The following is a 26,107-nucleotide window of genomic DNA, read 5'->3' on the forward strand; positions in this document are numbered from 1 at the left end:
GGGGTTCATTCGAAGTTGTTGCGAGGGATGCGCATTTTGAACCAGGACGTTCGATATTTCGTATTTATCTTATTTTGATTGTTATATTTACAGGATTATTTCCTGTTTACTATTTAAATAACAGAAGCAGGTTACCAAATAAATAAAAAAATCCGCACATTGGGCTGTAAGTGATTGACTATGCAGCCGGTTGCGATGAACTTTCGGTGTGCAGAGTTTTGTTCGCCTTTTATGCGCCTTACAGCCCTGAATCCACGCAATCGGGATTCAGAGGATCTACATAGGAAGGCAACGTGCAGATATTGTGCCTGAAATTTTCCGCGAAGATTTTTCTCTTGAATGAAGCTGCGTTGGAAGGCTCTACTTTCATTATCCACAAATGACGATAATTCTATGCAAATTGCACAAAGTTTTTTGCTCTTTAGAATCTGTCAGTTACAAAATATTTTCAGCTAGAGGGCTTGACAAGATTTTTGGGCGGCGAGGATTGCCGCCCAAAACCGGGGTTGAAGCCAGGAGCAAATCTCGTCAGATTCAGTTAGCCATTGTTAAGAGCGTGATGGACTGCGCCGGGAAGGTGGCGCCGATTGTGCTGGTGGTTACGCTTCCCGATGGCGGCGTGACCGTTACGCTGGTTGGGCCTACGATCTGGCTAAGGTTTGCATTGCTGTAGAGGTATGCCTGCGCTGAAGTTGTGGATGTGGATAGAGCGTTGACTGAGAGCGTTGCCGTCAGGTCGCCGTAGGTCTTGTTGATGACTACGATGGTGACTGTGCCGTCCTTGCTTCGCAGGCCGCCGTAGACCGCGAGTTGCGACTGGTCCACGCTCGACGAGTTCAGGGCAAGATCGCCGAAGGTGGACTGCTTGCCGTCGTAGTTGCGGTAGATGGCGAAAGCAAAATTGCCAGGGATCTGCTGGTTGTCGTTTGTTGTAGGCCAGAACATGCCCATGTCGAGGCCTTCACGGCCAAAGATGCCCAGAAGATCGGCCTGCGTGACCGCGCCGTTGATGGACTCCAAGCCGCCGAAGTTGTACTCGTCGATGGAAGTCTTAGTGCCTGGGTAATCCATTGCCACCCAGGCCTGCATCATGGGAATTGCCTGCGGCGCCTGCAGCGGCGTGGTGCAGCTCGGGGTGTAGTTTGGGTCGGTTGTGTAATTCGGTTGCGGGAAGTTTGGGTCAGTGTAGGTTGGGTCCCAGTAGGCTCGCGTCGAGTTCATGCGCGCCTGCTGCACGCCGGTATCGCCCGCGGCAGCCAGGCCAACAGAAGCGCCGCTATAGGTTGCGGCCATGTATGCGTGAATATCGAGGTAGTCGAGCAGGCGGATGCCGTAGGTCTTTTCCGCTGCGGCCATCTGCTGCAGGTAATACTCGATCATGGGCACGCCGCTGTGAGCATTGCGATCGACGGGATTGCTCCAGGGCTGATAGCACGGGCCGCCGGAACTCCATCCGGATTCGATGTCCTTTTTCGAGTAGAAGTAATTCCACCAGTAATCGATGATGGGGCCGCTGACCTGCGCTGTTGGGTCCACGGTTTTGATCGCCAAGGCTGTGCTAATGCCACCGTTGGTTACTTCGTCGTAAGTGGAAGCTACCGGATGCACGTCCCGGTGTACTTCATCCCACCAGGCTGGCTCATTGTCGAGATCCCAGATGGCTACGGATTTTCCTGACGATCCTGCTCCGTATGCGGAGAGGATTGAGCCGACCCATCCGCCAGCCCATGTGCTCTGAGCCCATGCCAGTGTTGCATTTGCGGCCGCAGGAGGAGTGGGCGCGGGGTTGGAGGTGCTGGTGAGAGCGGCGATTGTGCCGGCGGTATCGCCAAAGAGGTCGCATCCGCCAGAGGTGGTGCAGTTGTCCGTTCCTACAGGGACAATGCCGCTTCCACATGAGCCGTTATAGCCGGTTTGCCCTGGGAATTGCGATTGCGTGAAGCTGCAGGCGGTGGTGGAACTGTTTGTGAGCCAGCCGAGCACAGGCATGGTCATCAGCGACTGTATGCCCGCTGTTGAGGAGGCAGTGATAAAGCCCGTATAGTTACCGCCGCCCCACATGCCGCCTTCGCCAGAGAAGTTCTCAAAGTAATAGTCGGCGGCGGAGTTGGTGGTGTTGAGCTTGTAGTTGTAGCGTGAGGTGGCGTCGCCGCCCCAGCGCACAACGGTTGGATTTGCGGTGGCCGCTGAAGCGGAATCGAGCAGATAGCCGTTCATGCCGTAGATATTCGGGTTGATTGCATGGGTCTGGGTGCTGACATCCACGCTCAGTGTGGGTCCGGCTGCAGTGGCCGGCGCAGTCAGAGTTACTGTTGAGCTGCCGGAGACGGATGTGTTCTGGACGCTTGTCGCGGTGACCGTAACGGTTGCAGGTGCTGGATATGGAGTGGTGTACAGCCCGCTGGATGAAATGGTTCCGGGGCTGAGCGAACTGCCGGAGGGCGCGGCAACTGTCCATGTGACGCTGTTGTTTGTAACTGCCGGGCCGTTTACCGTCGCGGTGAATTGCAATGTGCTGCCGATGGTTGCAGAGGCGGGATTTGGCGTTACCGTCACGGAGGTAACCGCGGGGGTTGTATAGGCTGCGGTGACGGTGGCGCCGGCGGTCATTGTCACGTTGCATGTTGTGGTGGTTGCGGCGGTGCAGCCTGTCCACGAGGCAAAGTTGTTGCCCCCCGCCGTGGAAGGCGCGGAGAGTGCCACCTGAGTGCCGGAGTTAACGGTTACCGTAAAGCTGGTTTTGCCTGTTTGCGCAGCGCTGCTGTTGCCCTCTGTGTAAGAGATCTGCGCGCCGCTTGCGGGGTTTGTGGAGTTGACCGTCAGCGTGTAGGTAGTGGGCTGCGGGGGTGTCTTACTTCCGCCACCGCAAGATGCCGCGGCCAGGCACAAGCCTGCCGCAGAGCCCAAGATCAATAGCCTTCCGAAAGAAATCATTTGGCCCCTTGCCGCCTGACGCGCTCTCATCGGAGCTGCATTTCCGCATCCGTACGGATGCGTGTGGCGGTCACTCTAAAAGTTCGCACCATGTTACATGCTGTGACGGAGTTTTCGCAGCGATGAAACGAGCGCAAACGAAGATGCCCCGGCAGCCTTACAGGCCTTCGGGGCAAATTTCAATTTGGGAAATCCGTTAGAGGTGGAAGAGCCGGTCCGCTCCGAAGACGAGTCCCAGTGTTATGAGAGCGATGAAGACTTCGCCGATGGCTCCGACTGCAAACGGCCTCCAGCCCTGTTTACCCAGCTCGCGGAAGCTGGTCCTTAACCCGACGCCTGCAAAGGTGAGCAGAAAAGCCCAGCGGGAGAGGTTTGCGAGGCTGCCGATCTGGGCTTTTGTGAAGAAGCCTACGGTGGCGAGAAGCGAGATGAGAAGAAAGCCGAGGACAAATTTGGGGAATTTTTGCCAGAGGAATCCTGCCTTGTTGCCTACGGTCTGGGCTTGTCCGCGCGAGGCCCAGTAGATGGCGTAGCCGAGGACGATGAAACCGATGAGCGCGTTACGTGTGGTCTTGGCCAGCACAGCAAATTTGCCGGCGGCGTCGGAGTAGAGTGCGCCTGCCGCCGCTGCCTCCGCTGTGTTGTCTACGGCGAGACCGGTCCACAGGCCGTAGGCCTTGTCACTCAGATGCAGTGCATGGCCGATGGCGGGAAAGGCGAAGAGCGAGATTGCGCCGAGGGCGAGAATGGCCGCGATGGCATAAGAGGCGTCTTCATCGTCGGCGTCGATGGCGGGCTTGGCTGCAATGATTGCCGAGACACCGCAGATGGAAGAACCGACGGCGAGCAATGATGCCAGCTTGGGCTTTAGCTTGAATGCGCGGCCCAGCAAGTGCATGAAAAGCAGTGAGAGCGTGATGGCAATACCGGCGAGTGCGAGTGAGACGGGGCCGAGTTTGGCGATGTCACCGAGCAGGAAGCGCGAACCGAGCAGGACGATGCCGGCCTTGAGCCAGAACTCATACGTGGCTACGCCTGGTTGAAAGATGCGCGGCACGCCTACGGTGTTTGCGATGAGGAGGCCGATCACAATTGCCCAGAGGACGTATTCAATGTTTGGAAATGGGATGTGATGGGATTTTGTGTAGCCGTTGATGGATTGCTCGATGAGTTTTCCGCCATAGCCGACGGCGATGAGAAGCAGCAGGCCGGGAATCAGCGCGAGAATGCGCTGGAGCGGGTTCGCGGAGCGGTTGAGGGAGGCTGGAGAAGCGGAGGTGACGGTGGTTGCCATAGAGATCTCCTTACGGCTATGGGTGGAGGCGCGGGGATTGCGGCGGTGTACGCTCTACCAACGGGCTTTACCACTTGGCTTTACCACTTAACGGCGGGGATCAGATTGAAGCGCACGAGCAACGCTAGTACGAGTGCAAGCACCACGGCATAGACGTCGAGCGGAATTCCGCTGCGTTTCACAGGGACTTGAGACATGATGTTCTCCAGTTGTGTTTTTGAATTGCGTGGATCAAACTTCGATGGAAGGGTTCGCTTCTGCCAGATACCGCGCAGCGGTTTCGCGTACGGCCCATCCTGCTAAAAGCAGGCTGGGTGCGGGTAGCGGCGCTTCATCGCCCGAATCGAGGCTGAGGGCGGCGAGGGTTGTACATCGCACCTGCTGGTTGGGCTGTGCGGCGTGGGAGACGAGAACGCACGGGAGATCGGCGGGAAGGCCTTCCGACAGCCACTCCGCGGCGAGCAGTTTGAGGTCCCGGCCTGGCATGTAGACGACGAGGGTTGCGTCTTCTTTTGCGGGGAGCGGCGCGTCATTGTGCGACTGCGCGTGATGGCCGGTGGAGAAGATGACGCTCGATGCTGCATGGCGGTCTGTGAGTGAGAACGGGACCGCGGCTGCGGCGGCAAAGGCGGCGGTGATGCCGGGAACGACTTCGAAGACGATGTTTGCTTCGCGCAGGGCGGACATCTCTTCCGCGGCGCGGCCAAAGATGAGCGGGTCGCCGCTTTTGAGGCGTACTACGGTGCGTCCGGCGCGGGCGTGGACGATCATGAGCGCGTTGATTTCTTCCTGCGTGATGTTTTTGTGGCCGCAGCGCTTGCCTACGTTGACGATTTCAGCCTGGGTGGCGAGTGAGAGGATCGCTTCGGGGACGAGATCGTCATGCAGGATGACTTGCGCGGATTGAATGAGGCGCGCGGCGCGGAGGGTGAGCAGGTCGGGATCGCCGGGGCCTGCGCCGACCAGGTAGACCTTGGCTTCCTTTGATGCGGCGGGAGGGATGGGCTGGTTGGCTAGCGTGTGGAGCAGGGCTTTGCGGGATTCGCTTGCGGGGAACGTTGCGAGGATTTCGCGGCGCTTTGCGCCGAGTTCTGTCAGCCATGAGGCGATGGCTTGTGGGAGTTGTGCGTCGATTTCACGGCGGAGGCGCTGTGCGAAGGCTGGGCTTTCGCCGCTGGTGGAGATTGCGACCTGCAACGGACCGCGCTCAACGATGGAGCCGAAGTAGAAGTCGCAGTGAGGAATGTCATCCACGCTGTTGCAGAGAACACCGCGCTCGACTGCTGCTTCATAGACTGCTGTATTGACTTCGGGCTTGCTGGTGGCGGCGATGGCGATGAAGATGCCGTCGAGGTCGGATGGTGTGAAGACGCGGGGAATCCATTCGAGCTGGCCTTCTGCCGCGAGTACGCGGATTTCTTCGCGGGCCTCCGGTGCTACGACGCGGAGGCGGATGCCTGTTTTGAGCAGCGCGCCGATCTTGTCTAACGCGACAGCGCCTGCGCCGACGATGAGTCCGGTACGGGCGTCGAGTTGGAGGAAGATGGGAAGCTGGCTCATTTGTGTTTCCTTTGGTTGTTCCCTCCCACCCATTCGCAAAATGCGCGAATGGATGGGGCACCCGGGTAATGGCTCAGTTTGAAAAAATCCCACAGGGGCTAAAGCCCAAAGACTTTATCAGCCGGATTTTCGGCACGACTCAAAGTCGTGCCCTGTTACAAAACAATTCAAACTGAGCCAGTACCGGCACCCGGCTCATATTGTTTTCTTAGTCGGCGACGCTGTGCGGTACGGGACCGGTTGGTATGTCGCGCTCTACGGCGGCGACGAGTTCGCCGGCGAGATGCGCGCGGAGCTCATCGTTGGTGTGGCGGCCGAACCATTGACGCAGGTTCTCCTCTGAGGTGCGGCTGGCGAGGTATTGGCTTAGCAGGCGCTCGATGGATTCCGGCACGTCCGTAGCAAGGCAGCGGTAACCGACGGGCCGCGCGAAGCCTGCATGCTGGCCCACTGCGCCGCCGAGGCAGAAGTAGTAAGCGTCGGTCAGCTTGCCGTCATGCTTGATCTTCTTGCCCTCTATGCCGATGTCGGCGATCCAGTGCTGGCCGCAACTGTTGGGGCAGCCGGTGACGTGGAGGCGAAGCTGCTGATCGAATTGCGGGAGGCGTTCTTCCATCTCGCCGACTACCCAGCGGGCGAAGCCTTTGGTCTCCGTGATGGCGAGCTTGCAGAATTCCGTGCCGGTGCAGGCTATAGCGCCGCGCCAGAAGACGGAGCCGTCCACTTGCAGGTCGAGCTGATTCAGTTCCTTGACGAGTTCGCTGGTTTTGGCGTTGGGAATGTCGAGGAAGATGAGGTTTTGCGCGACGGTGGCGCGCAGGCGGCCTTTTCCGAAGCGCTCGGAGAGATCGGCGGCGGCTTCAAGCTGCTCGCCGGTGAGGCGGCCGCGGAGGACGGATGCGCCAATGGAGCTCAATCCGGCTTCGCTCTGCGGAAGGATTCCGGCGTGGTCGCGGAAGACGTCGCTGGGGATGGTTTCTTCGCCGGCGGTTTCGAGTGTGAAGCTGAGGCGGCGCTGGAGCTCGTCTCGAAAGCTGGCGGCGGTCCAGCCTTCTTTCATGAAGAGGTATTTGAGGCGGGCGCGATCGCGGCTTTCGCGCAGGCCCTGCTGATCGCGGAAGATTTCGGCAACGCCGCGAACGGCTGCTACGGCCTGATCGGGACGCAGGAAGACGTCGAGGCGTTCGGCTAGATGCGGCTCGTTTGAGAGGCCGCCGCCGACGCGGAGGCTGTAGCCGATTTCGCCATTTTTGCGGGCTGGCGTGAGGCCGATGTCGTTGATCTCCGGATAGGTACACCAGTGCGGGCAGCCGGTGGCGGAGATTTTGAATTTGCGCGGCAGGTTGTAGAAGTCTGGGTTTGCGGTAAGCAAGTGCGCGATTTCCTGCGCGATGGATGAGGCGTCGATGAGCTCGTCTGCCGAGATGCCGGCGAGTGGGCAGCCGGTGACGTTGCGGACGACGTCGCCGCATGCGCCTTTGGGCGAGAGGCCGATGGAGTCGAGCGCGTCGACGACCTCCGGCAGGGTTTCAATTGTCAGCCAGTGAAACTGGATGTTCTGGCGAGTGGTGATGTCGGCCAGGTTGCGACCGTATTTGCGGGCGAGGCTGCCGATGGTGCGGAGCTGATGCGCGGTGAGAATTCCGTTCGGAATGCCAATGCGCAGCATGAAGTAATCCGTGGCAAGACCTTCGCCGCCTTTGCCGCCGGTGGCTCCGACGCCATCACCCTGGGTGTAAACGCCCCACCACTTGAAATAGAGCGATGCCCACTCGGGGACGACGCTGGAGCGGCCTTCGCGGGCGAACTGGCGGACTTCATCGAAGGCTTCCCATGGATTCTTGGTGCGCTTGAGCCGTTCTGAGCGCTGGGCCTTAGTCTCTTTTTCGGGAACTGCTTGGGTCATATGTTTGTAAACACCTTTGAAAAATGCAAAACCCGCGTCAGCTGGAGCTGAACCGCGGGCAGATAGCAAACCTGATTCTTGCTTAAGCTGGATTCAGCAGGTTGCCTGAGCCGCGGTGAGCAGCGAACAACACCGGCAACAGGAGAATCCATTCATGGAGTTGATGATAGGCAGCAATTCCGGGAATTGCAACTGTTCGATTACGGACAATATGCGAGCTATCCTGTGCAGCGTCGATCCCCAAGCTTCGTATTTTGTGATGGTTAAGAACGGCTGCACAGTTTTTACGGAAATCTTTATGCGATCTTCATTTCGGGACTGTGCAATCTCGTTCTTGATGAAGCGTGACTCTTTGCACAAATTCTGGTGCAGCGGGGATGGGGGAGGGGTCCCGTCCCTTCCATAACAAGACGGCCCGAATCCAGCTGGATTCGGGCCGTCTTTCTTCTGCTGATTATGAGTAAAGCACAAACGGGGTTAATTCTATGCAAACTATCTGAGTGGGGTGTACGGTACGAAAGGACATTGGACTTTGGTAACGAGAAAGCTGAGGATGAGAAGCCGATTGATCAGGACCTATCTTCAACGAAGCGTCTAAATTATTAAACCGGACCACAATATCCGATGGGTTAGGTTGAGAGAACAGCCTTCGTGTTTTTTGGCCTTCGAGGAGATCGAATGCTTCGTACCGGCCTCACTCTGCTGATTATCGTTGCTGCCGTCTGTGGTTCTCCAGTGTTTGCACAAGGCTCGCCTGCGCAGGAAGCCGCGGACTTGAAGGTTGAATTGCGCTCTGCCACTGGATCGAACCGGTTCCAGCTTGGCGAAATGATTCCGCTGGAAGTTCTCATCTCCAGCAGTACCCCAAACCGTTACCTTGAGCCGTGCACTCTATTCAGGGAGAGTTGCTTCGGATATCCGCGGTGCCGGTTCTTTACCCACTGGTCGCTCGATGTTATACCCGCGACTGGATGGACAGACATCGGCTGGCATGGCTGCGGAGCAACGGGCGGACCCAAGTATGACGTCCAGAGCTCCGATCTGACGGCGGAGGCGAAGAAATACTCCTATGCGCTGACCGACAAATTTCGATTCGACGCTCCAGGAAAATATACCGTGAGGCTGTCATTAACAGTCGGCCTGGACGATGACACGAACAAGATCGAAAATTCACAGAATTCCACGGTGAAGCCGAATTCTGTGAGCAAAACCGCGGAGATGATCCTAGAGATTGTTCCCGCGGAAGGAGAGTGGAAACGTAGCGTCGTTGCGCGAGGGATAGCCGCGTGGGTCGCGCCGCCACCGGCTTATGCTACGCCCCCATCGGCGGAGTACTTGAAGTATCAGCAGGAAAGAGACGCGCTATGCCACCTGGGCACGCCGGAAGCAGCGGTGGCGCTGACGGGGATCCTGGGCAAGGGAATCGATGTTGCGCATTGCCTGCGGATCAATTCGCACAACGACGTCGCGGAAGCGGAGATGCGCCGCCTGCTGGTAGACCCGAATGTAGGTGTACGTCCGGTTCTCTTTGCGGCTTACGCCAGGCTCCTCAGCCCACGTGCGGAGAAAAACGGAGAGATTTCGGGCGTTCCGCCCAAGGTTGTGAATGAGGTGAGGGAGACGCTGTTTGCGTCGCTGCAGAATAAGACGGTCGAGGCGATGATTCCATCGCTTGAAACAATACTCCTGAATCCGATGAACGGTTACTGGGTGGTATTGGGTTCTGCTTACGACCTGCGCACTCCTTATTCGACTGAAATCATTGCAGTGGCTGCGGCGAATTTCGATCGTCTCTCTGAGCAAAGCCAGGTGGCGCTGCTCGATACCAACTGGGACCACCTGCGATCTCCGCTGATGCTGCCCGTTGTCCGCCGCAAAGCTGAGGCGGGCGATGGCCATGCGCTGCTACGCTGGCTTGAACTTGATCCCGCTGCGGCAACGGCTTTCATACGCCAGGAAATCGTTCGTCCGGCACCGCGCTTTTCGTCGCTGTATCTGAGATTGACCGATGAGTCGCTTCCTGCGCAGGAGCAGCAGATCGCCGCGAATTTTGTGACGCTCAGCGCTCCGGAAGAGTTGATGCGGGCGGCGACCTTGCTGCATCGCTACACGACACGTGCCACACTGCCCGCTGTGCTTCCGTTCATTGATCAGCATCTGACCGAGTGGCCCTGCAATGTCCAGATTCCCGTGTTGGCTTATCTGCTCAAGGTTTCGCCGGAGGAGGCCAGGCCGAGGGTGGTGCAAGTGCTTCCAAAGGTGAGTCCGCCCTATTGTCCGCGAGGAGAATTCTTCCCAAGCCTGGGATTCATGCAGGCTAGTCCAGTGCTCGACACTTTGGCAGCCAGGCAAGTTGAAGATGGGACACCGCTGGCCGATGATGCGGTGGGCTATCTGGAGAAATATGGAAGCGCAGCCATGAAGCTAGTGGTGTGGGAGCAACTTTCCCGCGGGCACAAGAAATATGTAGATAGCGGGGCACAACTCCGTATGCAAGGTCAGAAAAGCGGGCAGGATGACTGGAAACTTTACGGTCTGGATTCGAAACTGCTTGCCGCGTATGTACGCGCGCAGGGCTGGACGCTTTCGCCAGAAGATGTGAATGGCCTTTCAAAGTTGATTGGAGATAAGGAGACGAAAGAACTTGCCTGCACGTTCAGCTGCGGCAGCCAGATAAGCGTTGGGCCCACTCCTGGCAACTATGTCATCCACGGTCGCGCCAACGATCCGGTGTTTCCCACCGAGTCTCGAATTGACTATCTCATGCCTGCGGGGCCGTTTCAATACTCGGTCAATCAGTACCAATGCACGGATTTGAAGGCCCTCGAACAGAAACTGCTGCAGTTTCCAGCAGGCTCGACATTCAGCGTCGCGCATACTGGAGTTCCTGGCGATGGGTACGGAGATTGGACTGACATCAGCACGTTCCTAGAGAGCCATGGCTACTCATTCAAGGATTAGCGGCGAGGAAAGCAATCCATAATTTCAGGAATGCGAGAGGATTGATGGCTGATCTTTCGGCATCGAAGATTATGGACTGAAGAGGAGGGTGCGATATGGCGGCGGTGGAGACAGGTTGCTGCATTGTGGGTGGTGTGTGATGTTGGGATACCTGCTGGCGCGCAGGGGTGTGGAGGTCACGGTATTGGAGAAGCACCCGGACTTCTTTCGCGATTTTCGCGGGGACACGGTGCATCCTTCGACCCTGGATGTGCTGAAGGAGCTTGGGCTGCTGGAGGAGTTTCTTGCGTTGCCGCACCAGAAGGTGGAGGCGGGCGGAGTGGTGATTGGAGACTCCGCGTTCCGGGTGGCAGATTTTCGCCATTTGCCGACGCGCTGCAAGTTCATTGCGCTGATGCCGCAGTGGGATTTTCTGAATTTTCTTTCGAGCCGTGCGAGGAAGTTTCCTTCGTTTCAACTCCTGATGGGGCACGAGGCGGTGAACCTTATCAAAGACCGCAGACGCGTTGCGGGCGTGGTGGCAAAGAACGATGGGCGAGAGGTGGAGGTACGCGCTGATCTTGTGATTGGGTGCAATGGCCGCCACTGCGTGGTGCGGGACGCGGCGGGGCTGGTGTGCGCGGGGGTTGGGATGGTGGTTACGGCAGGTGTATGCGGATGGGCGGCCTGGAAGGTTTGGTGCAAGGTGGCTGAGGCGGAAGGACGGAGTGGTTTGCGGGGTGCGGGACGGGATTCGGCGAGGACGGCTGTTGCGCGTGGTTAGGTTGGCTTATTGAATCTTCAGGCTTGAGCCCGCGTGGGTTTGCGCGTAGGCTGATGGTCATGGAAGTGCAATTTACCCCTGATGTGCAAGCGAAGCTGGACCAGATGGCGCGAGATGAGGGCCGCCGCAGCGATGCACTTGTGCAAGACGTCGTGACGGGCTTTTTCGATGAACTGGCTTTCGCGCGCGAGATGCTTGAGCGCCGTTATCGCGACATCGAAACCGGACATGTGCAGCTGATTGACGGGGAAGAAGCCTATCGTCGCCTCATGGCGAAAACGGAAGAGCGCCGCCGGCGCTCTGCATGAGCGGCTTCAGGCTTCACCCGGAAGGCTACGACGATATCGACGAAATCCGCGCTTATATCGCGGAGGATAGTCCGGACGGCGCCGATCGCATGGTGAATGAAATATTTGATCGCCTGCGGCATTTGACGCAATTTCCCCATCAGGGCTTTCGTCGCCCTCACTTCACTTCCCTGCCGTTGCGCTTCATCGTCGTTCGGGAATACCTGATTGCATACGCGCCTGAGAAAGACCCGCTGTGGATTGTCGCTGTCATTCACGGCCGGCGCAGCCCAGGCGTGATTGCCGCTGTTCTTAGAGGCCGTGAGTAGTTCGCAGGAGGCGCGTGGTCATGAAGAATTTGTTCGATGCCGCGGTGGCGGATGAGGTGAAGGCTCGGCTGCAACGGCTGGAGCCGCAGAGCGAACGGCTCTGGGGTCAGATGACAGTCGCGCAGATGGTGGCGCATTGCGCGATGAGTATGCAGTGGGCGGTGGGAGATACGGTGCCCGAAAAGGGACCGCTGCCTGCTCGCGTGATGGGGCGGCTGGTGAAGCCGCTGGTGTTGCGGAACGATGACCTGATGCGGAAGCATTCGCCGACGATCAAGAGCCTGATTGTGACGGACGAGCGAGACCTGGACAAAGAACGGGTGCGGTTAGCGGGACTGATTGACAGGTTTGCGGCGGGTGGGGCGGTGGGGTGTACGGGAAATCCGCATAGTTTCTTTGGGAAGATGACGCCGGAGGAGTGGGCGATTCTGATGTACAAACATCTTGATCATCATTTGCGGCAGTTTGGGGTGTGAGCGGCTTGAAAAGGGTAGGTTTTGGGAGACTTATCCGCTCCGCTTAAATCAAAAGATTGCGAAGAGTGTTCCCATCTGGCATCTGAGGGCAGCTCCCTTTGGATTACGTATTCGTTTAGATCGACGGTTTCCCCAGCATCTATGAGGTCGAATATTTCTCGCATTTCGGCATGAGTGTTCTGCCTATCGAGAAATCTAAACGCTGATGCACCTACATATTCGCGTGAAAGCTCAAACGCCAGCCATCGACGCCCTCCTGCCTGGGCAACTTGTCCCGTCGTATTTGAACCCGCAAAAATATCTAAGACCACATCGCCTGGGTCTGTGAGCATGTTGATAAAAAATTCGGGAAGCTTTGCTGGAAAGCGGGCGGGATGCTGCTTTTCTCCCAGCAGTTTGCAGCCGTCTAGGTATTGACCGTTCGATTCGGTGTTGGGAATCTGCAAAAGATTAGGCGGTATAGCCCCCCCGTTATCCTTACCAAATCCTGAGCCGATATCGTGACCTGACGGACGGACCTTCGGCGTGTAGAAGGCTGCCGGATTCTCCAATAGTTTCTTCATTCTGTCGCTATAGGGCGCCAGCACCTTCGTTATGTCCGCCTTGGGCCATTCAGTCTTACTGAACCACCAAACCGTATTAACAGCGTCCTTCACTCTTAGCTTTCGTTTGTTCACCCATTCAATAGGGCTGGGCAGCTTGGAGGGATTGAACCAATAAAAATCTTCTGCAAGAAAAAAGCCCAGCTCATCACAAAACCGAATGAGAACCCGAAAATTGTAGAGGCTTCTGGTCGGGACGCCTTTCTCATAAGCGCCGCCAAGATCGAGGACGAAGCTACCGTCATCCTTAAGAACCCGATGGACCTGTTTAGCAAATTGCACTAGCCAGTCGATGTATTCGTCCTGGTCTTTGTTGCCATATGCCTTTTGCCTCTGCAAAGCAAAAGGCGGTGAGGTCATCACCAAATTGATGCTGTTGTCAGGAAGAGCTGCCAAAAGCTCTAGAGAATCACCGCAATATGCCGCACCACAGGTTGTCGTGTAAGCGGGGGCAATCGTAAGCGTCGAAGAACTATGCTGCATTGGTCCCTATCATTCTAAAGCGGTTGTTTTTCGAAAGCTACCTAACGTCTGTAGACCTAAAGTCATCTGGGGATAAAGTCTTTTAGTGTGCCCCGGCGTAAAAACATCCCTGTCCTTCGCAGCACCTTAGCACGGAATATCCGTAAACTACGGGCGGAGCGCCACATTTCGCAAGAAGCCCTAGCCGATATGGCAGGCCTCCACCGGACCTACATCGGGTCCATTGAGAGGGGCGAGCGAAACGTTTCTATCGATAACATCGAGAAGCTGGGCAAAGCCTTCAGCGTTGCCCCAAATACATTACTGGAGGATGAGCCAGCATGACCATGCAGCCTCATCCTGACGCCCGACTGCTCAAGCGACTTTTTCCCGCAGTGAGGAAATATCAAAAGCTTGCCATGAAACATGGAATACCGGATATTTTCAAGACAATGGAGGGAAGATTCTTCAGGTCTGTTTAATTTTGGGTCTTGTAGTTCTGAAATCACGTGAGGGTAACGACGCCATCGACTCCGACGGAAACGAATACGAATTGAAGACGGTGAACCTGCTCCGCACAGACCAGTTCACCACTCACCATCACCTCAATCCGGTCATCATCGAGAAATACCGGAAAGTTGACTGGATTTTTACGACCTACGAGGCCATTGAACTAAAAGAAATCTTCCTGCTGAAGCCGGACGCGATGGAGTATTGGTATCAACGATGGGGTGCGAAGTGGATTGCGGACGGGAACAAGGACATCAATAATCCCAAAGTTCCTCTGTCTTACGTTCGGCAGCACGGCAAGCTGCTGTATTCCAGCGTAGGCGAAAACCTGGAAGAAACTGAGTTGAAGCCAGTCCCCAAAAAATAAGTCTGCGGTTCCCTATTGAGTTGTTTTCTTTTTTGCGGGCTTTCGATGTCCTACCGCACTTACCAACCCGTCGCGTTCAAAAGCGCTGGCCTACAGCCAGCAGCCGCAACTTTAAGATGGCAAGCTTGTTTTCAATGATCGAGCGCTGCGCGGCGCTGGGTTTGAGGCGTTGCAGCAGACGTTTGACGTTATCGAATGCAGCGCGAGCGTTCTCATGGTTACGGTGTATCGTCTCCTGGTCGCCGGCCAGGCTTGTCGCATCCATGAAGGCAAGGGCCAGATCAAGGTCCATGAGAAGGAATTCGACGCTGGACTCGTTGATGTCGCTGTGCAAGTCTTCGACCATGGAGTACCGTTGTTGAACAGAATACTCGCCTGAAACGGATGAATTGGGGATGGTCATGAGCCCTCCGAGTTTTTGGGTTCTTCGATGACAGCGCGCATGTGGTAGTTTCCTTCGCTGTCGACTTCGATTCCGTGGACTTCGCGCTCGAAGCCGGGGAAGCGCTTGCCGAATTGCTCCATGGCGAGGATGAGCTTGATGACTGGCGACTCGGGGCCTCCGAGGCGCTCGCCGGGCATGGACATGGGGATGCCGGGAGGATATGGGACGAGCATGACGGCGGCGAGGCGGCCGGCCATCTCCTTGAACGGGATGCTTTCGGTCTCGCGGCGCACGAGCTTCTGGTAGGTCTGGCCGGGGGTAAGGACGGGATCGAAGTCTTCATCGCAGGCGGCGTTGACGAGGCCGGCGAGGTCGAGCTCGACCATGGCTTTGTGCATGTCGTCGCATAGCGTTTTGAGGGTGATCTCACGATAGCGCGCGGGGAAACGCTGGACGAGTTCCGGGAGGGCATCTTCCAGCACGGCGCCGGTGTCATAGAGGCGCTTGAACTCGAAGAGGTTTTCAAGCAGGCTGCCCCACTTGCCCTTTGAGGTGCCGACGGAGAAGAGGACGAGGACGGTGTAGTCGCCGGTGCGGGCGATTTCTACGCGTCGCGAGTCGAGGAACTCGGTGAGGATGGCTGCGGGTATGCCCCAGTCGCCGATGACGCCCTGGGCGTTGACGCCGGGGGTGAGGATGGTGACTTTGGTGGGGTCGAGCATGCAGTAGTCGTCGGGCGAGTCTTCATCCTGATAGCCGTGCCAGGCTTCACCATGTTTCACGGTCCAGCAACTGGGTTGGGTGGCGAGGAGCTCGTCTTCCGCATCTTCAAAGAGAATTCGTTCGCCGGTGGCGGGATCGGTGACGTGCTCGGGCTGATAGATGCCGAAGAACCAGCCGTCTCCGTTGTCGGATGTGATGCGCAGGCGATGGGCGATGGAGCTCATGGCCTGGCGGAAGCTGATGGCGTCGGCGAGGGTCTCATCCATCAACGTTGGGCCGGCGGGCTCGTCCATCATGGCGGCTGCGACGTCAAGCGAGGCAATGAGCGGATAAAAGGGCGAGGTGGTGCCGTGCATCATGAAGGATTCGTTGAACTGGTCGAAGTCGAGCGGGGCGCGATCCGAGAGTTTGATGTGGATCATGGAACCCATCGAAAAGGCGGCGAGCATTTTGTGCGTGGACTGCACGGAGAAGAGGGTGGGACGATCTTTCATATCTTCCGGGACGCCCATTGCGTAGCGGCCTTTGTAGATGGGGTGGAATTTGGCGTAGGCGTACCAGGCTTCATCGAAATGAATGCGTGAGACTGAGCCGGCGAGCTGTTCGACGACCTGATCGACGTTGTAGCAGAGGCCGTCATAGGTGGAGTTGGTGACGACCGCGTATGTGGGCTCCTGCGAGCGCGCGCCGGGGGAGAATGGGCTGCGGGCGATGAGCTCCTGCACGGATGCGGGCGAGAAACGCTTGAGTGGGACGAGGCCTATCATGCCGTATCCGTTGCGCGTGGGCTTGAAGTAAACGGGGCGCGCGCCGGTGATTGTGAGCGAGTGGCAGATGGACTTGTGGCAGTTGGCATCGGCGAGGACGAGGTCGTCTTGCGCGATGACGCCGTGGCCGACGATCTGGTTGGAGGTGCTGGAGCCGCCGAGGACGTAGAAGGTCCAGTCGGCGCCGAAGATGCGGGCGGCGTTGCGCTCGGATTCGCCGGGAGGGCCGACGTGATCAAGCCAGGAGCCGAGAGGCGCGGAAGAGATGCCGAGGTCGGAGCGGAGGAGATTTTCGCCGAAGAAGCGGTGGAACTCCTGGCCTACGGGGTGCTTGAGGAAGGCGACACCACCCATGTGGCCGGGTGCGTCCCAGGAATAGACGGACTGGTCGTTGTAGCGGAGCAGCTCGCGGAAGTATGGAGGCAGGAGCTGATCGTGATAGCGCTCGATGGCGGTGTCGAGGCGCGAGGAGATGAAGGCCGGGGTATCGCCGAAGAGGTGGATGTATTCGTGGACCTGCTTGATGACTTCGAGGGGAAGCTCGGAGACGAGGGTGCGGTCGGCGATTAAAAAGATGGGGACTTTTTTATTGCGGTGGCGGACGCCGCGGATGATGTCGAGGGCGGCGCGTTCTTCAAACTGCGATTCGCCTTCGAGATCCCAGTCGAGAAGGACGGCGGAGTAGCTGGGGTCAGAGGTGACGAGCGAGAGACCGTCTTCAGGCGAGGTGGTGCGGACGACGGTGTAGCCTTCTTCGCCGATGGCGTCGACAAGGCGCTCCATGGCTCGATCCGATACGGAGTCGGTGCGTCCGACTTCACTTGCTACTAACAAAACCCAACGCTTCTCGTTCATCTTTCCTCACAACCGGGTAAACAACTACGGCCCACACTCGGGAGGGCCATGAATAGTATGGCGGATTTGGATTTGGTTGTGGAAACGCGGAGCGTGATGTTACGCAGGATTCACAATTTTTCGATGATTTGGGCGGGTGTGCGTTTGATTTGGAATTTATATGCAACTCCCTTGAACGGCGTTGGGCGCAAAAACTGTCTTTCGGGAGATGGCTTGAGCATCCGGTTTTGTTTTTTAGCGGATCAGCCGCGCTTCGCGCGGTAGCGAGTCAGCAAGTTAGCTGGAGAAGAGCATCAAGGGAAATTAAGTATGTAATTCCCCTTGATTTCATTCCAGGGCCCTGAGTGCGGGGAGTTAGAGGTTCAGTGTCACCATGGCTTTGTCGACGACGCTGACCAATTTGGCGTCCTCAGTGCCGTAGGCGTCGTGCCAGCGCCACCACTTGTAGCGCGGCGTCTGCGGGTAGCTCTCGGGCGAGTCTTCCCAATCTTCCTGACGGCCGAGCGGTGTGACGTCGAGGTAGCTCCATACGGAGCCCATGGCTTCATCGCCGCGATTGTTGACGAAGTAGGTGCGGAAGAGCTTGTCATTTTCGTCGCGGAAGAAGACGTTGTGGCCGTGCCACTCATCGACGCCGAAGTCTTTGTCGAAGCTGTCGGTGATGGTGTACCAGGGAATCTTTTCCCAGCCCATACGCTGCTTGAGGCCGGCGATGTTCTGCTGCGATGCGCGTGAGGCGTAAGCCAGCGTGGTGTCACGGGCGTGCAGGTGCGAGAGGTGCGAGATCTGGTCGGCGCCGAGTGAGCAGCCGACGCAGGCGTGGTCGGGCCATCCGTGGACGTTGGAGTCGTAGAAGGCGCGATAGAGTACGAGCTGACGCCGGCCTTCAAAGAGATCGAGCAGCGAAAGCCTGCCCTGCGGGCCCTCGAAGACATACTGATTTTCGACTGCGAGCCACGGCATGCGGCGGCGCGCGGCGGCCAATGCATCGCGGGCGCGGGTATGCTCTTTCTCTTTGATCAACATTTCCTGCCAGGCCTTCTGCCATTCGTCCGCGGAGACTACCGGAGGCTTGTTCATTGCTGCGATCTGTTCATTGGTTGTCATGATTTCCTCCCTTGGCTGGTTGTGGTTCGTGTGCTTTTTTGTTCCAGATTTTTGCTACGGCGAGCGCGGAAACGCTGCCCGTCGAGATGACACCGGCGGCGATCCATGCCACGGTGGATATGCAGAAGGGACACATGGCTACCTCCTTGTCTTAAACCGCTCAGTCTCGAACAGCCTGGGCGCGTGCGGCGGCTGCTGTGACGATTCGGCCGATCAACTGGCTCCAGCCTTCATCCACGCCGCGGTCATTCTCGCCAATCCAGCCCATGGCGCGGTGCAGGAAGCGCATGCGCGTGACGCCGTTTTCTTCTGTGAGTCGATATTGGAGATTCGAGATGGCCGGTGTGGACATGAAGAGCGGTCCTGAGATTTCAAGGAGCGATGGAGCCCTGATGGCCTGCACCGCGCCCCAGTAGTGGCCGGTGTTGTTGCCGAGATCGCGAAACCAGCGCCCGCCGGGCCAGGCTTCAAGCACCATGGGCATGGGCTTTTCAGGAGTGGAGTTGAGCGGGCCCATCTGCTCGAGGATGGTCTCGAAGACGATGTCGATGGGAGCGGCGATTTCCTCTTCTTTGAGGATCTCGAACGCTTGTAGTACGCCTTCCTTTACGGTGGCTGGCATTATTTCTCCTTTTTTCGGTTTGCTCCGTTGCCGGGCCTTTGATTTGAATCGCCGTCGAGGCGGATCAGGCGTTCAAGCGCCTTGCGCTCCGCGCGCTCCTTGATCTGATCGATCTGGTGGGTCCAGTAGCGCTCAAAGACCTTTACCCAGTCATGCACCGGCTTGAGGCCTTCCGGGTTGAGGCGGTACATGCGATGCTGTCCGCGCTTGACTACTGTCACCACGCCGGCCCTGCGCAGCGCACCGAGGTGCTTGGAGACGGCAGGCTGGGCCATCTTCATGCGAAGGACAATCTCGTTGACAGGGTACTCCTTGCCGTTTGAGAGGACGGCGATGACCTCGCGCCGCCGCGGCTCGGCGATGGCGGTGAAGACGTCCGTGGGGTGGGCCGTTCTTGGCATGGGTTCAATATATTCCTATTAAGGAATATGTCAAGATGGGAAAAACGGGGTTAGGGGTTAGCAAAGCATCATAGCCGGATCTTTGCTAATGATGAACAGTGATTTTCGATCGATTTTTTGTATGCCGGGATTTTCTTTGCGGATTCCAGCCGAATAAAGCCACCGATTACGGAATTTAAAAAGCCGGCTGACAGATACCTGGCATGGGCAGTGCTGACTGCGGAATCCGCACTGGACCAACCAGTCATAGAGGAAAGTTTATCGGGTCGTCTTTCCACGGGTTGAAAACCGCTGCACCGCTGCCTGCCATATCCATGACATTTCGAGTGGCCAGGTACAGGTTGTGCTCCAGCGCCGTTGCCGCAAGCATCGTATCGATGACCGAAGGCCAGTTGCCAGTAGTGCGCTTTACCTCGCCGCTGATTGCTCCCCAACGAATAACAGTCGTATCCGCCAGAGACAAGACCCGCCCTGAAAACCGTGCCTGCAAAGCATGGATCGATTTCTTGAGATGCGGACGGCGTTTATCTCCAGGAGCCAACTTTTCGATGCCTCTTTCGTACTCGGCGATGGTCAGGACGCTAAGAAAGAGCAGTTGTTCCGGTTGCGTCCTGAGCCATTTTTCAACTTTGGGGTCTGGACGGTTTCCGCTAACCTCGGCAATCACATTTGTATCGAGCAGCCAGCCTTTCACAGATCGATGTCCCTTCCTGTATCGGTCTGCCTCTCAATATCCACACCGGCCAGACCGAGCCCTTGCAGGAACTGAACGAGCGGCTTGTGCCCCCTGGCTTTTGGCAAAAGCTGTTTGTATTGCTCGGGCGCAAGGATAACCGCAGCTTCCTTGCCGCGAATCGTCACCAACTGCGGTCCCTTCGTCCCTGCACGGCGCACCACTTCGCTCAAGCGTGCTTTGGCATCTTCGAGCTTCCAGCGCTCAAGACCGACAACTGGAGCCGTATTCTTTGCGTTTTTTCGCACTGTGGGTGCCATTGTTTTGACCTCACTTCAATCTGACTATCTGACTAGATGATACATGCAACAAGATGACAACGAGTGCGACGGCTGATTTGATGGCAAGTATCCACGGCGGCATTCGTATGGATGGCTCTTTTCATTCCGTAATCCCGGCTCCTTTTATCTCGGAATCAGTGGGCGGATTGACTGAAATCAGCACTTGTCGGTTCTTCGCGCATTTATCACGGGCAATCGCGATGCGCACGACCGGAAATAATGCCGGCATCACGGTTGCCGCTTGAGGCTTTGGCGGATTTTTACATTCAGGATTCAAAACACTCTTCACTTGACTCCTCAAAATCGTTATTCTTCTAATCAAGATCTCACGATCAAAAAAATATGCCGAAAGAAAGAGCAAGGCTCCTTGTGAGCCGCGTCCTGTGCGCGACCATTGTGTTGCTGTCCCTGATTGTTGTGTCTGTGATTGGGTGCAACTGGAACCGCGTCTCCGTGAGGCGATACGAGATGAATGTGGCGCTGGATGGAAAAGCGCCCTGGGGTCTTGTCGGCCCTGAAGCTACATCCGCCCATGCTCCGACGGTGCTTTACCGAAAGGTAGGCGAGAGCTATTGCTACACGGCCATCCAACTGCCAAGCCTGCGCGATCGCCTGGAGCGCGAAGGCAAACCGTATGTCACGGTGGAGTACAACGTGTTCACGCATCTGGGTTATGAGGGCAGGTACACTTTGCGCTCCGTGGATGGGGTTGTTCTGGCAAATGGCAATCGGATACTCCAGAAAACCGAGGAATCCGGAGGGCAGGCTCTGGCGGGGAATGAGGATTTGGGCTGTCCGTGATTCTGGGCTCGGCTCGATTCTTCCACGTGAGCCTGAGAAATGGCTATAATGATACCGAGGTGGAATCGTGGTTGCCGTTCGATCCATTGCAGAGATACTCGGTCTGGGGACGTCTGTTCGGACGATGCAGGAGCTGGATACGGCAGTGGAGGTTGGATTGCCGAAGCGCTCACTGGTTCTGCTTTCCTCGCGGCTGTACCACGACAACCGGGCTGCCAATGCATTCAAATACACGATGATTCCCGCGGCGACGTGGAAGCGGCGCGCACACGAGAAGCGTCTTTCACGGGCCGAAAGCGAGCGTATCGAACGCCTGGCGCGGGTATTGGCGTATGCCGAATACGTTTTGGACGACAAGGACGATGCCCGGCAGTGGATGAACGCTGCGCACAGCGAACTGGACGAGAAAACGCCTCTTGAGGCGGCGCGAACGGAGATTGGCGCGCGGCGGGTGGAGTCGGTTTTGAACAAGCTCTTCTTTGGGCTGCCGGCTTAGGGAAGGTCTGATTAAGTCCGTGAAGCATACCTCAGCGGCTAAAGCCGCATTGATTTTGCTGCATTTATGTCACGGCTGAAGCCGTGACCTACCGTTCGTGCCACTTAATCAGAGTTTTGCCACTTAATCAGAGTTTCCTTAGGGTGTGTTGACCGGATGGATGCTTACCGCATAGCCGATGGCCGGCACCCGATTTTCGACCCGACTGGCGCGGCAATGCATGGCGGGCGCTGGAACTCTGCCGGGAAGCGCGTGATCTATGCGTCGGAAAGCTATGCTGCGGCGATGCTGGAGGTTCTGGCGCATAGGAACGCTCCGAAGCTGCCGAAGAATCACAAATCTGTTCTGATCCGCGTACCTGATGCGCTGCGGATTGAGACAGTGCGGCCAGATGATCTGCCCGGCTGGGACAGCAAGGATGAGGGCGCGGCAAAAGCCTTTGGAGATGCGTGGTATGACTCGCAGCGGAGTCCGATTCTGCGGGTTCCGAGTGTGGTGACGCATGGGCCGGAGTTCAACCTGGTTGTGAATGCGGCGCATCCGCAGTTTCGGCTGATCGTAGCGGAAGATCCAGTGGCTGTGATGTGGGATTCGCGGCTGGTGGGATGATTGAGCGGTATAGTGCTGCTATGCGCTTTCAATCTGTCTGCTCTTTTCTGGTTGCCGCGGGGGTGTTTTGCGGCGTTTCTCTGCTTCCCTCTGCGGCTCAGTCTGCCAAGCCTCCGATTACGCTGGACGAGTTTATGAATGCGACTGCTATCACGGCGGCGCGGATTTCGCCGGATGGCGGTGCGGCGGTGATTGGGACTGAGGCTCCGGACTGGAAGAACAATGTTTTCCGGAGCGACCTGTGGCTGTGGACTGCCGCTGCGGGGCTGAAGCCGCTGACGCATTCGGGCAGTGAGGAGAATCCGCAGTGGAGCCCGGATGGGAAGTGGATTGCGTTTTTAAGTGACCGGGCGTTGGCGGGTGAGTCTGCCGATGCGGACGGTAGCGCGGGGGATGACGCGAAGGCGAGCCGGGTTTGGGTGATTGCGGTGGGTGGCGGTGAGGCGCTGCCGCTGTATACGGAGAAGCTGGATGCGCATGCCTTTGCGTGGAGTGCGGATGGTGGCGCGATTTATTTTTCCGTGACGAAGCCGCAGACGAGCGAGGAGAAAGAGGCGCAGAAGGCGGAGTGGAAGGATGTGATCCGGTGGCGGGAGCAGCATCGGGGCGATGTGCTGGTGAAGCTGGCGGTGGGGCCGGCGATTGCGAAGGCATTAGAGAACGCCGGGCCGGAAACTGCAAAGGATAAGAAGGACGAGAAGAAAGACGAGAAAAAGAGCGAGGCTGGGGACGAGTTGCCTCATGGTGCGGAGGTGGCGGCGAAGAGCGAGCTTGAGATTGGTGAGATTGTGCCGGGGCCGGATGGCAAGATTGTTGTGTTTGTGACCGGGCCGCCGCACCACAGGATTGAGAAGCCGGCGGATTATGAGGTGTTTCTGGCGGATGGGAAGGGCGCTGCAAAGCAGTTGACGCACAACAACGGGATTGAATCCAACTTGCGCTGGAGCGCGGACGGCAAGTGGCTGTACTTTCTGGTGGCGGCGGCGGCGGGTACGGCCGAGGGCGAGTATCGCGATGTGCAGGGGCGGCTTTACCGGCTGGAGGTTGCGACGGGTGCGGTGACGCGGCTGGGCGCGGAGTTTGAGGGATCGTTTGCGAACTTTGCTTTGCTGGCGGATGGCACTGAACTGGCGCTGGGAGAAAAAGGCACGGAGCAGCAGGTGTACCGGATTGACGGGGCACATGCGGTGAAGTTGCCGGGGTTGACGGGGACATACGGGCAGATCAGCGCGGCGAAAAGTGGGAACGCAATTCTGGTAACGCATTCGACGATTAACGAGCCGATGCAGGCGTATCTGGTGGCTGATGCGATGAATCCCGGCAAGGTGAAGGCGCTGACGGCGTTGAATCCGGTGTTTGGCGAGCGGGCGAAGTCGGAGTGGCAGACGTATCAGTGGAAGAGCGACGACGGGAAGACGGTTGAAGGCGTGCTGATTTATCCGCCGGGTAAGAAAGGCGCGAAGCATCTGCGGATGCTGACGCTGATTCATGGCGGGCCAGCGGATGCGGACGGAAACCGGTTTGGCGCGGACTGGTATGACTGGGCCACGCTGGCAGCGGCGAATGGGTGGCTGGTATTTCGGCCGAATTATCGTGGATCGACTGGGTATGGGGATGAGTTCATGCTGTCGATTGTGCCGCATATCGTTTCAGGGCCGGGGAGGGACATTCTGACGGGGGTGGATGCGCTGGTGAAGGATGGGATTGCTGACCCGGATCGGCTGGCGATTGGCGGCTACAGCTATGGCGGGTATATGACGAACTGGCTGATTACGCAGACAACGCGGTTCAAGGCGGCGGTGACGGGCGCGGGTGCGGTGGAACATGCGGCGAACTGGGGCAATGACGACGAGACCTTTGACGATGCGTGGGTTCTGGGCGGGCGGCCGTGGGAGAAGCCGGAGATTTACCAGAGCGAGGCGGCGCTGTTCCTGTTTGACAAGGTAAAGACGCCGACGCACCTGGTGCAGGGCGGGGCCGATGTACGGGTGAGCTACCTGGAGGGCGTGACGCTGGAGCGAGCGCTGGAATCGCTGGGGATTCCGCATAGTTTTCTGGTGTTTCCGGGCGAGGGGCATGATCTGGGGAAGAATCCGTGGCATGGGTACATCAAGGTGCGCGAGGAGCTGAAGTGGCTGGAAAAGTATGATGGGAAGTAGAGCTGCGCTATCCCAGGTCCCCAAATGCGAGGGACCTGGGGCACCCGGAATTTGGAGCGGAGAGTCTTTTTCAGCTACCGGATGGGGCGGTGGCGCATCGAATAGAAAACGCTATGGGACCAGTGAGCACAATCAGCGAGAGCACGGAGCAGACGGCGAAGCGAAGTGCGCAGCCGGCAACGAGCCGCCGCTTTCAGGAGACTCTGCTGAGCGCTCGGCGGACGATGGTCTGGAGCGAGATCCTCAAGATTGCTCTGGATAGCTTTCGGGCGAGCAAGATGCGGCTTGCGCTGACGGCGCTGGGCATGGTGATTGGGACCGCATCCGTGATTCTGGTGGTCACCATCGGCATGACGGGCAAGCAGTTCATCCTGGATGAGATTCAGAAGATCGGGACGAACGAGGTGGAGCTGGAGTATGCCGGGGGCGGCGCGGCGGGCTCGGAAACCAACGTTTATAACGACTACCTGACGCGCGACGATGAGAAACGGGTGGTGGCGCAGGTGCCGGGAGTGATGTATTCGTCGCCGATTCTGGAGATGCATACCCGGATCAGCCTTGGCGGCGGATTGGTAAAGGACACGCTGGTGCTGGGGGTGAGCCCGGATTACGAGCAGATTCGCAACCTGCTGGTGCCGTACGGACGCTTTCTGGAAGATATTGACGATACTCAGCACATGAAGGTGGCGGTGGTGACCGAGACCTTTGCCAAGCGGCGCTACGGCAGCGAAGATGCGGCGGTGGGGCGTGAGTTTTCGATCAGCGGAATTCCGTTCACGATTATCGGCGTGTTCCGGGAGAGCGTGACGGACTTTGGGCAATCGGAGATTGCCGAGGAGACGATTCTGATTCCCTATTCCGTGGGGCGGTTTTTTACGGGCACGGAGAATGTGAAGCAGATTTATTTCTCGATGCGATCGATGGCGGAGGTTCAGGACGCGACGCGGGAGATTCCGCGGATTGTGAGCGCGCACCACAGGCCGAACTCGGTGTATCACGCGCAAGACCTGCGCGAAGTGCTGAAGATGGCGGATACGATCTCAAACATTCTGACGGCGGTGCTGGTGCTGGTGTCCGCGGTGACGCTGGCGGTGGGCGGCGTGGGGATTATGAACATCATGCTGGCCACTGTGCGGGCGCGTATCCGCGAGATTGGAATACGAAAGGCAATGGGCGCGACGAGCCGGGAGATACGGCTGCAGTTTCTGGCCGAGGCGACGATTATTTCGCTTGCGGGCGGGGTGGTGGGCTGCCTTGTGGGGCTATCGCTGCCGGTTTCCGTGCGGCTGCTGACGGATTTCCAACTGCCGGTGAGCCCGTGGAGCGTGGTGATTGCGCTGGGCGCGGCGACGCTGGTGGGAATTGTCTTTGGGACGATGCCGGCGACGAGGGCGGCGCAGCTTGATCCGGTGGAGTCGCTGAAGTATGAGTGAGGACGAGGGACAAGGGCCTAACCTTGTGCTGATTTATGGGTTGATTGCGCTGGGATTTTTGATTGCTTTTGGATGTGCGGCGCTGGTTGTGCTGCCGTTTTATCATCGGCGGTGATGAGTCTGGCAGATAAAAACGCCACTCAGACGCAAATGCATACAGAGGAAATTTAAGACCAAAAGCATACCTCCGGGCCTAAAGGCCCAGTTCATTTTTCTGAACTTATTGCCGGGGATGAATCCCCGGCCTACCTGAGAACTTATTGCCGGGGATGAATCCCCGGCCT

General features: G+C 57.7%; 26 protein-coding genes. 13 read left to right on the forward strand and 13 right to left on the reverse strand.

The genetic code is table 11. From position 1 onward, the window contains the following. Positions 1 to 534: 534 nt before the first annotated feature. The 4 genes from ABSG47_RS05640 to ABSG47_RS05655 all read right to left on the reverse strand — a co-directional run bounded on the left by ABSG47_RS05640 (position 535) and on the right by ABSG47_RS05655 (position 7,694). The gene (locus tag ABSG47_RS05640; protein WP_424167516.1) at positions 535 to 2,913 is read right to left on the reverse strand and encodes a glycoside hydrolase family 44 protein; all 2,379 of its coding nucleotides are present in this window, start codon (positions 2,911 to 2,913) and stop codon (positions 535 to 537) included. Positions 2,914 to 3,130: 217 nt separating this feature from the next. Beyond that, positions 3,131 to 4,228: a YeiH family protein gene (locus ABSG47_RS05645; RefSeq protein ID WP_424167518.1), complete on the reverse strand. Its 1,098-nt coding sequence runs from the start codon at positions 4,226 to 4,228 to the stop codon at positions 3,131 to 3,133. Between the two features lie 231 nt (positions 4,229 to 4,459). Then, complete coding sequence (gene cobA, locus ABSG47_RS05650; RefSeq protein ID WP_424167520.1) at positions 4,460 to 5,788, reverse strand: uroporphyrinogen-III C-methyltransferase; 1,329 nt, start codon at positions 5,786 to 5,788, stop codon at positions 4,460 to 4,462. 208 nt (positions 5,789 to 5,996) lie between these two features. Then, a complete protein-coding gene (locus ABSG47_RS05655) occupies positions 5,997 to 7,694 on the reverse strand; it encodes a nitrite/sulfite reductase (protein ID WP_424167523.1) in 1,698 nt (565 codons plus the stop codon). A gap of 678 nt (positions 7,695 to 8,372) precedes the next feature. Here ABSG47_RS05655 and ABSG47_RS05660 point away from each other — a divergent pair. The 5 genes from ABSG47_RS05660 (at position 8,373) to ABSG47_RS05680 (ending at position 12,510) form a co-directional block, all read left to right on the forward strand. Beyond that, complete coding sequence (locus tag ABSG47_RS05660) at positions 8,373 to 10,655, forward strand: hypothetical protein (protein ID WP_424167526.1); 2,283 nt, start codon at positions 8,373 to 8,375, stop codon at positions 10,653 to 10,655. 139 nt (positions 10,656 to 10,794) lie between these two features. Beyond that, positions 10,795 to 11,418, forward strand: a complete 624-nt coding sequence (locus tag ABSG47_RS05665; protein WP_424167529.1) for an FAD-dependent monooxygenase — start codon at positions 10,795 to 10,797, stop codon at positions 11,416 to 11,418. Positions 11,419 to 11,477: 59 nt separating this feature from the next. After that, complete coding sequence (locus tag ABSG47_RS05670) at positions 11,478 to 11,726, forward strand: hypothetical protein (protein WP_424167531.1); 249 nt, start codon at positions 11,478 to 11,480, stop codon at positions 11,724 to 11,726. Beyond that, entirely contained in the window at positions 11,723 to 12,034 is a 312-nt protein-coding gene (locus ABSG47_RS05675; protein WP_424167534.1) for a type II toxin-antitoxin system RelE/ParE family toxin, read from the forward strand. Before ABSG47_RS05670 ends, ABSG47_RS05675 begins: the two co-directional genes overlap by 4 nt. A gap of 20 nt (positions 12,035 to 12,054) precedes the next feature. Continuing rightward, positions 12,055 to 12,510 carry a DUF1569 domain-containing protein gene (locus tag ABSG47_RS05680; protein ID WP_424167537.1) on the forward strand — a complete coding sequence of 152 codons (456 nt, stop codon included), beginning with the start codon at positions 12,055 to 12,057 and terminating at the stop codon, positions 12,508 to 12,510. Here the strand turns inward: ABSG47_RS05680 and ABSG47_RS05685 are convergent. Beyond that, positions 12,486 to 13,595, reverse strand: coding sequence for a DNA-methyltransferase (locus ABSG47_RS05685; RefSeq protein WP_424167540.1), 1,110 nt, complete (start codon positions 13,593 to 13,595; stop codon positions 12,486 to 12,488). The two genes, ABSG47_RS05680 and ABSG47_RS05685, sit on opposite strands and share 25 nt — an antisense overlap. An 87-nt stretch (positions 13,596 to 13,682) precedes the next feature. Between ABSG47_RS05685 and ABSG47_RS05690 the strand changes: the two genes are divergently transcribed. Beyond that, the gene (locus ABSG47_RS05690; protein WP_424167543.1) at positions 13,683 to 13,919 is read left to right on the forward strand and encodes a helix-turn-helix domain-containing protein; all 237 of its coding nucleotides are present in this window, start codon (positions 13,683 to 13,685) and stop codon (positions 13,917 to 13,919) included. 58 nt (positions 13,920 to 13,977) lie between these two features. Next, the gene (locus tag ABSG47_RS05695; RefSeq protein WP_424167587.1) at positions 13,978 to 14,451 is read left to right on the forward strand and encodes a PDDEXK family nuclease; all 474 of its coding nucleotides are present in this window, start codon (positions 13,978 to 13,980) and stop codon (positions 14,449 to 14,451) included. 76 nt (positions 14,452 to 14,527) lie between these two features. Here ABSG47_RS05695 and ABSG47_RS05700 read toward each other — a convergent pair whose 3' ends face one another. The 8 genes from ABSG47_RS05700 to ABSG47_RS05735 form a co-directional block, all read right to left on the reverse strand. Next, positions 14,528 to 14,854: a hypothetical protein gene (locus tag ABSG47_RS05700; protein WP_424167546.1), complete on the reverse strand. Its 327-nt coding sequence runs from the start codon at positions 14,852 to 14,854 to the stop codon at positions 14,528 to 14,530. Beyond that, positions 14,851 to 17,181, reverse strand: coding sequence for an Orn/Lys/Arg family decarboxylase (locus tag ABSG47_RS05705; protein WP_424167549.1), 2,331 nt, complete (start codon positions 17,179 to 17,181; stop codon positions 14,851 to 14,853). Before ABSG47_RS05705 ends, ABSG47_RS05700 begins: the two co-directional genes overlap by 4 nt. Before the next feature lie 354 nt (positions 17,182 to 17,535). Next, the gene (locus tag ABSG47_RS05710) at positions 17,536 to 18,288 is read right to left on the reverse strand and encodes a DUF899 family protein (RefSeq protein WP_424167552.1); all 753 of its coding nucleotides are present in this window, start codon (positions 18,286 to 18,288) and stop codon (positions 17,536 to 17,538) included. A 160-nt stretch (positions 18,289 to 18,448) separates the two neighbouring features. After that, on the reverse strand, positions 18,449 to 18,910 hold the full coding sequence (locus tag ABSG47_RS05715) for an SRPBCC family protein (RefSeq protein WP_424167555.1): 462 nt from the start codon (positions 18,908 to 18,910) through the stop codon (positions 18,449 to 18,451). Further along, positions 18,910 to 19,311: an ArsR/SmtB family transcription factor gene (locus tag ABSG47_RS05720; RefSeq protein ID WP_424167558.1), complete on the reverse strand. Its 402-nt coding sequence runs from the start codon at positions 19,309 to 19,311 to the stop codon at positions 18,910 to 18,912. Before ABSG47_RS05720 ends, ABSG47_RS05715 begins: the two co-directional genes overlap by 1 nt. Positions 19,312 to 19,555: 244 nt before the next feature. Continuing rightward, on the reverse strand, positions 19,556 to 20,005 hold the full coding sequence (locus tag ABSG47_RS05725; protein WP_424167561.1) for a type II toxin-antitoxin system VapC family toxin: 450 nt from the start codon (positions 20,003 to 20,005) through the stop codon (positions 19,556 to 19,558). Then, the gene (locus ABSG47_RS05730) at positions 20,002 to 20,304 is read right to left on the reverse strand and encodes a type II toxin-antitoxin system prevent-host-death family antitoxin (protein ID WP_424167564.1); all 303 of its coding nucleotides are present in this window, start codon (positions 20,302 to 20,304) and stop codon (positions 20,002 to 20,004) included. The genes ABSG47_RS05725 and ABSG47_RS05730 overlap by 4 nt, the downstream gene beginning before the upstream one ends. A 121-nt stretch (positions 20,305 to 20,425) precedes the next feature. After that, positions 20,426 to 20,614: a hypothetical protein gene (locus ABSG47_RS05735; RefSeq protein WP_424167566.1), complete on the reverse strand. Its 189-nt coding sequence runs from the start codon at positions 20,612 to 20,614 to the stop codon at positions 20,426 to 20,428. Positions 20,615 to 20,694: 80 nt separating this feature from the next. Here ABSG47_RS05735 and ABSG47_RS05740 point away from each other — a divergent pair, with 80 nt between their 5' ends. From ABSG47_RS05740 to ABSG47_RS05765, 6 genes are all read left to right on the forward strand, one after another. Beyond that, positions 20,695 to 21,126, forward strand: coding sequence for a hypothetical protein (locus ABSG47_RS05740; RefSeq protein WP_424167569.1), 432 nt, complete (start codon positions 20,695 to 20,697; stop codon positions 21,124 to 21,126). A gap of 67 nt (positions 21,127 to 21,193) precedes the next feature. Beyond that, the gene (locus ABSG47_RS05745) at positions 21,194 to 21,622 is read left to right on the forward strand and encodes an Xre family toxin-antitoxin system antitoxin (protein WP_424167572.1); all 429 of its coding nucleotides are present in this window, start codon (positions 21,194 to 21,196) and stop codon (positions 21,620 to 21,622) included. Between the two features lie 156 nt (positions 21,623 to 21,778). After that, the gene (locus tag ABSG47_RS05750) at positions 21,779 to 22,231 is read left to right on the forward strand and encodes an RES family NAD+ phosphorylase (RefSeq protein WP_424167574.1); all 453 of its coding nucleotides are present in this window, start codon (positions 21,779 to 21,781) and stop codon (positions 22,229 to 22,231) included. Between the two features lie 134 nt (positions 22,232 to 22,365). Next, positions 22,366 to 24,390, forward strand: coding sequence for a prolyl oligopeptidase family serine peptidase (locus tag ABSG47_RS05755; RefSeq protein ID WP_424167577.1), 2,025 nt, complete (start codon positions 22,366 to 22,368; stop codon positions 24,388 to 24,390). 89 nt (positions 24,391 to 24,479) lie between these two features. Then, positions 24,480 to 25,823 carry an ABC transporter permease gene (locus ABSG47_RS05760; RefSeq protein ID WP_424167579.1) on the forward strand — a complete coding sequence of 448 codons (1,344 nt, stop codon included), beginning with the start codon at positions 24,480 to 24,482 and terminating at the stop codon, positions 25,821 to 25,823. Beyond that, positions 25,816 to 25,938 carry a hypothetical protein gene (locus ABSG47_RS05765; protein ID WP_424167582.1) on the forward strand — a complete coding sequence of 41 codons (123 nt, stop codon included), beginning with the start codon at positions 25,816 to 25,818 and terminating at the stop codon, positions 25,936 to 25,938. Before ABSG47_RS05760 ends, ABSG47_RS05765 begins: the two co-directional genes overlap by 8 nt. Positions 25,939 to 26,107 lie beyond the last annotated feature (169 nt).

The sequence above is a fragment of the Occallatibacter sp. genome (assembly GCF_049510455.1).
Lineage (GTDB): Bacteria > Acidobacteriota > Terriglobia > Terriglobales > Acidobacteriaceae > Telmatobacter.

Coding starts and splice junctions, on each gene's coding strand:
- ABSG47_RS05645 (WP_424167518.1), bottom strand. CDS start 4,228: ATGGCAACCACCGTCACCTCCGCTTCTCCAGCCTCCCTCAACCGCTCC.
- cobA (WP_424167520.1), bottom strand. CDS start 5,788: ATGAGCCAGCTTCCCATCTTCCTCCAACTCGACGCCCGTACCGGACTC.
- ABSG47_RS05655 (WP_424167523.1), bottom strand. CDS start 7,694: ATGACCCAAGCAGTTCCCGAAAAAGAGACTAAGGCCCAGCGCTCAGAA.
- ABSG47_RS05660 (WP_424167526.1), top strand. CDS start 8,373: ATGCTTCGTACCGGCCTCACTCTGCTGATTATCGTTGCTGCCGTCTGT.
- ABSG47_RS05665 (WP_424167529.1), top strand. CDS start 10,795: ATGTTGGGATACCTGCTGGCGCGCAGGGGTGTGGAGGTCACGGTATTG.
- ABSG47_RS05670 (WP_424167531.1), top strand. CDS start 11,478: ATGGAAGTGCAATTTACCCCTGATGTGCAAGCGAAGCTGGACCAGATG.
- ABSG47_RS05675 (WP_424167534.1), top strand. CDS start 11,723: ATGAGCGGCTTCAGGCTTCACCCGGAAGGCTACGACGATATCGACGAA.
- ABSG47_RS05680 (WP_424167537.1), top strand. CDS start 12,055: ATGAAGAATTTGTTCGATGCCGCGGTGGCGGATGAGGTGAAGGCTCGG.
- ABSG47_RS05685 (WP_424167540.1), bottom strand. CDS start 13,595: ATGCAGCATAGTTCTTCGACGCTTACGATTGCCCCCGCTTACACGACA.
- ABSG47_RS05700 (WP_424167546.1), bottom strand. CDS start 14,854: ATGACCATCCCCAATTCATCCGTTTCAGGCGAGTATTCTGTTCAACAA.
- ABSG47_RS05705 (WP_424167549.1), bottom strand. CDS start 17,181: ATGAACGAGAAGCGTTGGGTTTTGTTAGTAGCAAGTGAAGTCGGACGC.
- ABSG47_RS05710 (WP_424167552.1), bottom strand. CDS start 18,288: ATGACAACCAATGAACAGATCGCAGCAATGAACAAGCCTCCGGTAGTC.
- ABSG47_RS05715 (WP_424167555.1), bottom strand. CDS start 18,910: ATGCCAGCCACCGTAAAGGAAGGCGTACTACAAGCGTTCGAGATCCTC.
- ABSG47_RS05720 (WP_424167558.1), bottom strand. CDS start 19,311: ATGCCAAGAACGGCCCACCCCACGGACGTCTTCACCGCCATCGCCGAG.
- ABSG47_RS05730 (WP_424167564.1), bottom strand. CDS start 20,304: ATGGCACCCACAGTGCGAAAAAACGCAAAGAATACGGCTCCAGTTGTC.
- ABSG47_RS05750 (WP_424167574.1), top strand. CDS start 21,779: ATGGATGCTTACCGCATAGCCGATGGCCGGCACCCGATTTTCGACCCG.
- ABSG47_RS05755 (WP_424167577.1), top strand. CDS start 22,366: ATGAATGCGACTGCTATCACGGCGGCGCGGATTTCGCCGGATGGCGGT.
- ABSG47_RS05765 (WP_424167582.1), top strand. CDS start 25,816: ATGAGTGAGGACGAGGGACAAGGGCCTAACCTTGTGCTGATTTATGGG.